The sequence below is a fragment of the Mesorhizobium sp. M0016 genome (genome assembly GCF_040324035.1).
In the GTDB taxonomy this organism is placed as follows: domain Bacteria; phylum Pseudomonadota; class Alphaproteobacteria; order Rhizobiales; family Rhizobiaceae; genus Mesorhizobium.
Genome location: NZ_JAMYVM010000001.1, coordinates 574,529 through 580,717, shown reverse-complemented (window position 1 = coordinate 580,717; position 6,189 = coordinate 574,529). Strand labels below are relative to the sequence as shown.

Annotated in this window: 6 protein-coding genes and 1 pseudogene; 1 reads left to right on the top strand and 6 read right to left on the bottom strand. The window is 64.1% G+C overall.

From position 1 onward, the window contains the following. Window positions 1–187, top strand: a pseudogene (locus NKJ88_RS02795) (hypothetical protein); the annotation flags it as partial. Window positions 188–495: 308 nt separating this feature from the next. Here the strand turns inward: NKJ88_RS02795 and NKJ88_RS02790 are convergent. The 6 genes from NKJ88_RS02790 to NKJ88_RS02765 all read right to left on the bottom strand — a co-directional run bounded on the left by NKJ88_RS02790 (window position 496) and on the right by NKJ88_RS02765 (window position 6,147). Beyond that, complete coding sequence (locus NKJ88_RS02790) at window positions 496–1,308, bottom strand: SDR family NAD(P)-dependent oxidoreductase (protein ID WP_023737593.1); 813 nt, start codon at window positions 1,306–1,308, stop codon at window positions 496–498. Beyond that, on the bottom strand, window positions 1,308–2,294 hold the full coding sequence (locus NKJ88_RS02785; RefSeq protein WP_352443533.1) for a sugar phosphate isomerase/epimerase family protein: 987 nt from the start codon (window positions 2,292–2,294) through the stop codon (window positions 1,308–1,310). The genes NKJ88_RS02790 and NKJ88_RS02785 overlap by 1 nt, the downstream gene beginning before the upstream one ends. 26 nt (window positions 2,295–2,320) lie before the next feature. Next, a complete protein-coding gene (locus NKJ88_RS02780) occupies window positions 2,321–3,085 on the bottom strand; it encodes an SDR family NAD(P)-dependent oxidoreductase (RefSeq protein WP_352443532.1) in 765 nt (254 codons plus the stop codon). 39 nt (window positions 3,086–3,124) lie between these two features. Further along, window positions 3,125–4,231 carry an ABC transporter ATP-binding protein gene (locus NKJ88_RS02775; RefSeq protein ID WP_023691879.1) on the bottom strand — a complete coding sequence of 369 codons (1,107 nt, stop codon included), beginning with the start codon at window positions 4,229–4,231 and terminating at the stop codon, window positions 3,125–3,127. Between the two features lie 82 nt (window positions 4,232–4,313). Continuing rightward, the gene (locus tag NKJ88_RS02770) at window positions 4,314–5,219 is read right to left on the bottom strand and encodes a carbohydrate ABC transporter permease (protein WP_023671100.1); all 906 of its coding nucleotides are present in this window, start codon (window positions 5,217–5,219) and stop codon (window positions 4,314–4,316) included. Beyond that, window positions 5,212–6,147, bottom strand: coding sequence for a carbohydrate ABC transporter permease (locus tag NKJ88_RS02765; protein ID WP_023700958.1), 936 nt, complete (start codon window positions 6,145–6,147; stop codon window positions 5,212–5,214). The genes NKJ88_RS02770 and NKJ88_RS02765 overlap by 8 nt, the downstream gene beginning before the upstream one ends. Window positions 6,148–6,189 lie beyond the last annotated feature (42 nt).

Sequence of the window (6,189 nt, the reverse complement as noted above, 5' to 3'; positions counted from 1 at the left end):
GCAATCGGATACCTACGGGGAAGCCAGACGCTTCTTCGAACTCTCCGATTGGCAGTTGCATGAGATCGTCTGCAGTTGCCACACCGGCGCCACCATGCAGGCTGGCTGGGCCGCCGGGCGTGTCCGCAGGGTCCTCAATGGGAGCAAGATATTGGCTTGGCTGAGAAAAGGATTCATGCCGCACTGAGACACAGCGCTCGCGCCTGAAGAAGCATGCAGGCTCCAGCAGAGATTGCGTCGGCTCCGCGAAGGCATGGCTGACCTTATGGAGTAGGGCGGCCGAGTTGCTTGCGACTTCAGAAATGACGTTCACCATTGCTTAGTGGACCTCTGGTGCGTCACATGTGCGCTTCGTCAGCGGTATAGCCTGCCAATCCCTCCACAGCCGTTTTGACGCTGCGAAAAGCTCGAGGCGTGAGGGGGCAATTTAACCCAGGAATCCCGAAAACGGACCTTCCGCTTTCGGCCCCGAAATTGAAATTCGAGGCCCGCCCATCACCCCGGAAAAATCGTAAACCCGCCATCCACCCGCAGCACCTGCCCGTTGATAAACCGCGCCCGCGGGCCAGCCAGAAACGCCACCGCCTCGGCGATCTCCTCCGGCTCGGCATAGCGGTTCAGCGACTTCTTGCTGGAATCCATGCGCTCCGGATCGACCACGCGGGTCGCCTGGAAGCGTGCCGTCTTGGTGGCGCCGGGGCTGACCGCGTTGATGCGCACGCCGTCGTCGATCAGTTCCTTGGCGAGACAGCGCGTGTAATGCACGACCGCGGCCTTCAAGGTGGAGTAAACGACCTCGGGCGAGCAGCCGAGATGTGCCGCCGCGGAGGCGATGTTGATGACGGAGCCGCCGCCGCGCTGCTTCATCGGAGGCACGAAGGCCTGGCAGACCAGCATCGTGCCGATCAGATTGTTCTCGGTGAGCACGCGGATGTCGTCCAGTTCGATGTCGAGGGCGTTGTTCGGGTTCGGCTTGCCGCCCTTGGCGCCGATGTCGCCGCCAGCGCAATTGACCAGCACATGGACGTCGCCGAGATCGGCCTCGATCCTGCGCTTCATCTCGGCAACCGCTTTCTGGTCGCCGATGTTGCCGGTCACCGACGTGACCTTCGTGCCGTGCCGCTTCAGGCGCTCGACCACTTCGCCGAGATTGGCAAACTCGCCGTACTTCGCCGGCGCTTCCTCGTCCATGTCGTGGATCGCGACATTGGCGCCGAGTTCGGCCAGGCGCTCGGCCATCACGCGGCCGAGGCCACGGCCGGAGCCGGTTACGAAGGCGGTCAATCCATCGAGTTCACGTGCCGTCATCAGATCTTCTCCATCAGTTTGCGCATGTTGGCGGCGCTGCGCCGGATCATGTCGAGCTCATAGGAAACCAGTGAGACGTCGTCTTCGCGCTCCCAGGGGGTGCGGGTGTCGGCATCGTCGGGCAGCCGGTTGCGCTGGGCTGCCGCCAGGCAGGCGGCAAATTCGCGCGCCGTCTTCGGGGGATAGCCTCGCCACCAGTCGTCGCTGAGATAGCGGACATGCCGGGCCTCCAAGGCGCCCGGTTCGAGAACGGCGGTCATGCGATCGTGGTGCTGGCCAAGAATTGCAAACAGCTCGGCGAACGGCACAGCACCGTCACCGATGGCACAACGGATCAGCCGATAGCCTTCGGTCGTGAACTGCACGCGGTAATCCTTGAGGTGGACATGGCGGACATGGGGGGCGATCGCGCGCGTGAAATCGAGCGGCGCTTCGCCGACCGGGAACGTGTTGCCGGTGTCGAAGGTGACGCCCACACTGTCACCACCGAGGGCGCAGAAATCGACGAGTTCCCGGCTGGTAAAGTCCTGGTGGTTTTCGATCGCAAGGACATACCCTTCGGTATTCGCGCGGGGACCCCACTCCACCAATCGCCCCCGAATGATGCCGGCGTACTCGCTCCATTTTTCGCCGGCGGCGTTGCGGTCGCCGCAGAGAATGGGCGTCAGCGCCGTCCGGATGATTTTGGCCTTGAGCAGGCGAGCGGCCCGAAAGGCATCGTCGAGCGGTTCGCCCACCAGCAGGCCGCCGCTGACGACCGGCGTGATGCCAAGGCCGGCGAGCCGTTCGCGCAGCGCGATCACCGCGTCGTCGGAAAGCTCGCTCAGCCATGGCACCCAGATCTCCAGCACGCGCGCGCCGAGTTCGGTCGCGAGCGCGATGAAACCTTCGAGCCCCGCTGGCTGCGGATTGGCGCGTGGCGTGCCGCGGCCCTGGAGGCCGAGATGATAGGTCAGGCCGTAGGGGTTCAGGCCGACCTCGAGCATGAAGCGATCCTTTGAGTCAGGTGTGGTCATCTCAGGCCGGCATCCACGGTGATCGACTGCTTGGTGATCATGCGGCTGTCGTCGGCGGCGAGGAACAGCACCGTGCGCGCGATCTCCTCGCCGAGCAGAACCTTGCGGATCACCTGGCGCTGCACGACCTGGTCGACCGAACCTTGGGTCTTGTACCAAAGCTCCCGCTGCCGGTCGGTGATGACGGCGCCCGGCTCGATGGCGTTGACGCGGATGTTGTCGGGGCCAAACGCCCGCGCCAGCGCGAAGGTCAGCCCGATAACGGCAGCTTTGGCCGCCGCATAGGGGGCCATCTCTGATGCGCCGAAACGCCAGGCGATCGAGGAAAAATTGACGATCGAACCAAAGCCCACTTCCTGCATGTGCGGATGCACGGCCTGGGCGGCAAAGAAGTGGTGCCTGAGGTTCACATCCTGGGCGTGGTCCCAATATTCCTGCGTCACGTCGGCGACGGAGAGGCGATTGTCATCGGCGGCGTTGTTGACCAGCACTGCGACAGGCCCGAGGCGCTCGCGCACCGTGCCGATCGCGGCCTGCAGGACAGGGATGTCGGTCACGTCGCAGCGCAGGAACAGGGGCGCGTGCACTGCCGTGGCGAGTTCCCGCGCGAGCGCCTCGCCGGCCTCCTGCTGCAGATCAAGAAACGCCACTCGTGCGCCATTGGCGGCGAAGGCGCGGACCGTGTCGGCGCCGATGCCCGACGCACCGCCGGTGATCAGCACGACACGCTCGGACAGGCTCGGATAGGTGGCGAAGGACAAGGCGGAACTCTTTTCAGATCAAGCTTCGGTCAGATCGGGTCAGATCAGGCGTTGGGTCGTCGGGTCGAACAGGCACGCCCGCGCCATGTCGATGCCGAGCGTCACCGTCTCGCCCATAAGCGGCGTGCCGTCGGGGTCGAAACGGCCGGTGATCTCCTTGCCGCCCAGGCGCAGGACGGCCATGGTCTCCGCACCTGTCGGCTCGACCAGTTCGACCACGGCATCGATTTGCGCGATACCCGGCTTGCGGCGCGCAAGATCCGGATCGAAGCGGTAGATGTGCTCCGGCCGGATGCCGAGAATGATTTGTCGCGGCGTATCGGATGGGAGCGCCTGGACGATCGGCAGGCTGGCCGTCTTGCCATCGGCGGCCTGCAACACAACAGTGGCGTGACCGCCTTCCTGGCTCAGTTCCGCGGCCAAAAAATTCATCGCCGGCGAGCCCATGAAGCCGGCGACGAACATGTTGGCCGGACGGTTGTAGATCGTGGCGGGATCGTCGAATTGCTGGACCTCGCCCTGGTGCATCACGGCGATGCGCGACGCCAGCGTCATCGCCTCGACCTGGTCGTGGGTCACGTAAACCGTGGTCTTGCCGACGCGGTGATGCAGCTTCTTGATTTCGGTGCGCATGTCGACGCGCAGCTTGGCATCGAGATTGGAGAGCGGCTCGTCGAACAGGAACAGTTTGGGATCGCGAACCAGCGCCCGGCCCATGGCGACGCGCTGGCGCTGGCCGCCCGAGAGCTGTCCGGGCTTGCGGCCAAGCAGCGGTTCGATCTGAAGGAAAGCGGCAACCCGCTTGACGGCCTCGTCCTGCTGCGGCTTCGGGACGCGGCGGCTTTCCATGCCGAAGGTGATGTTCTCGCGCACCGTCATCGTCGGGTAGAGCGCGTAGGACTGGAACACCATGGCGATGTCGCGGTCCTTCGGCGGCACCGAATTGACCAGCCTTCCGTCGATGCGGATCTCGCCGGAGGTAACAGATTCGAGCCCGGCGATCATCGCCAGCAGAGTGGACTTGCCGCAGCCGGACGGTCCGACCAGCGCGATGAACTCGCCGTTCCGCGCTTCGAGATCGATGCCCTTCAGCACTTCGACCGCGCCGAAGTTCTTGCGCAGCGATCGGATGGTCAATGTCGACATGCGATGCCCTTCTTGGCGGACGGGACGATCGGCGACAGGAGACAGGCTCCGCTCACTGGATCGCGCCTCACTTGACGGCGCCTCACTTGATCGCCCCTTGGGTCAGGCCACGAACGAAATACTTGCCGCCGAAGAGATAGATCAGCAGCGGCGGCAGCGCGCCGATCAGCACGGCGGCGCTCATGACATCGTAGGCGCGCACATTGGTGCCGCTTGCCGTCAGCGCGACGAGCGCTGCCGTGATCGGCTGTTGCTGCCCGGAGGTGAAGACGACGCCGAACAGATATTCGTTCCAGATGCCGGTGAACTGCCAGATCACCGTGACGATCAGGATCGGCGAGGAGAGCGGCAGAATGATCTTGCGGAAGATGCGCCAGAAGCCGGCGCCGTCGATGCGCGCCGCCTTGATCAGGTCGTCGGGGATGCTGACGTAGTAGTTGCGGCAAAACAAAGTGGTGAACGAAATGCCCTGGATAACGTGGATGAGGACGAGCCCGTAGACCGAATTGCTGAGGCCGAGATTGCCGAGGATGAACGCCCACGGCATCAACGAAATCTGGCCCGGAATGAAGACGCCGAGCAGCATGCAGGTGAACAAAGCTTCCGAACCTCTGAAGCGCCATTTCGACAGGATGTAACCGTTCATCGCGCCGACCGCCGTCGAGATGATCGTGGCCGGGATCGTCATCTTCAGGGAGTTGTAGAAGTTGCGCTGCATGCCCTCGCAGGTGCCGCCGATGCAATAGGTGCTCCAGGCCTGGCCCCAGGCATCGAGGCGGAAGCTGCGCGGCAGCGAGATCAACCCGTTGCGCGCGATCTCCTGCTGGTCGCGGAATGAATTCAGCACCACCACCAGCAACGGGACCAGGTAGATCGCCGCGAAGACGACCAGCAGCCCATAGATGGCGAAGCGGGTGAGAAAATGCCGGCGCGACGCGACTGCGGCAGCGCGACGGTCGAGCGACTGGTCCAGGGAGACGTCAGCCATGGCCGGCTTCCTTGCGCCGGCGCCAGACCACCCAGAATGAATAGGGCACCAGCACCACGGCAACAGCGGCAAGCATCATGATGGCGGCGGCCGCACCTTCGCCGATCTGGCCGCGTTGAAACATCAGGTCATAGACGTAGATGGCGGGGAAGGTGGTCGAGATCCCCGGGCCGCCTTTGGTCAGGGCCGCCACGAGGTCGAAGGTCTTGATGGCGAACTGGATCTGGATGACGGCGACCGCCAGGAAGATCGGCGCAATGGTTGGCAGAAGCACCTTGCGATAGATGCGGAACGTCGATGCGCCGTCGATCTGCGCGGCCTTGACGAGGTCCTGATCCACCGAGCGCAGGCCGGCCAGGAACAGCGCCATGGCAAAGCCCGAGGCCTGCCAGACACCGGTGATGATCACCGCGTAGATCGCATAGTGCCGGTCGCTGGCGAGTGCGAAACTGAAGCTCGCCCAGCCGAAACCGCGCACCATGGCCTGGATGCCGTCGGTCGGATTGTAGAGCCAGCTCCAGACCGTGCCGGTGACGATGAAGGAGACGGCCAGCGGATAGAGGAAGATCGTGCGCCAGGCCGCTTCGCCGCGCACGCGCTGGTCGATCAGGATCGCCAGCAGCAGTCCCACCGCCATCGAGCCGACGATGTAGAAAGCGCTGAAGAAAAACAGGTTGTTGTAGGCGATGTTCCAGCGCCGGTTCGCCCACAGCGACGCGTAGTTGTCCAGGCCGACGAAGCCGTAGGTCGGCAGCAGCGAGGAGTTGGACAGCGAGATATAGAGCGTCCAGCCGGTGAACACGAAGACGTAGACGAAGCTCGCCACGAGAGAGGGGCCGAGCACCAGCAAGGGCATCGCGGAGCCCAGCCGCTCGCGCCAGGGGCGGGCGGGCGCCGGTACCGACAGGATCAGGTCGTGATTTGACATTCAGAGCACGGAGATTGGCAGAGCACAGGACTGGCGGAGCGC

Coding starts and splice junctions, on each gene's coding strand:
- NKJ88_RS02790 (WP_023737593.1), bottom strand. CDS start 1,308: ATGACGGCACGTGAACTCGATGGATTGACCGCCTTCGTAACCGGCTCC.
- NKJ88_RS02785 (WP_352443533.1), bottom strand. CDS start 2,294: ATGCTCGAGGTCGGCCTGAACCCCTACGGCCTGACCTATCATCTCGGC.
- NKJ88_RS02775 (WP_023691879.1), bottom strand. CDS start 4,231: ATGTCGACATTGACCATCCGATCGCTGCGCAAGAACTTCGGCGCGGTC.
- NKJ88_RS02770 (WP_023671100.1), bottom strand. CDS start 5,219: ATGGCTGACGTCTCCCTGGACCAGTCGCTCGACCGTCGCGCTGCCGCA.
- NKJ88_RS02765 (WP_023700958.1), bottom strand. CDS start 6,147: ATGTCAAATCACGACCTGATCCTGTCGGTACCGGCGCCCGCCCGCCCC.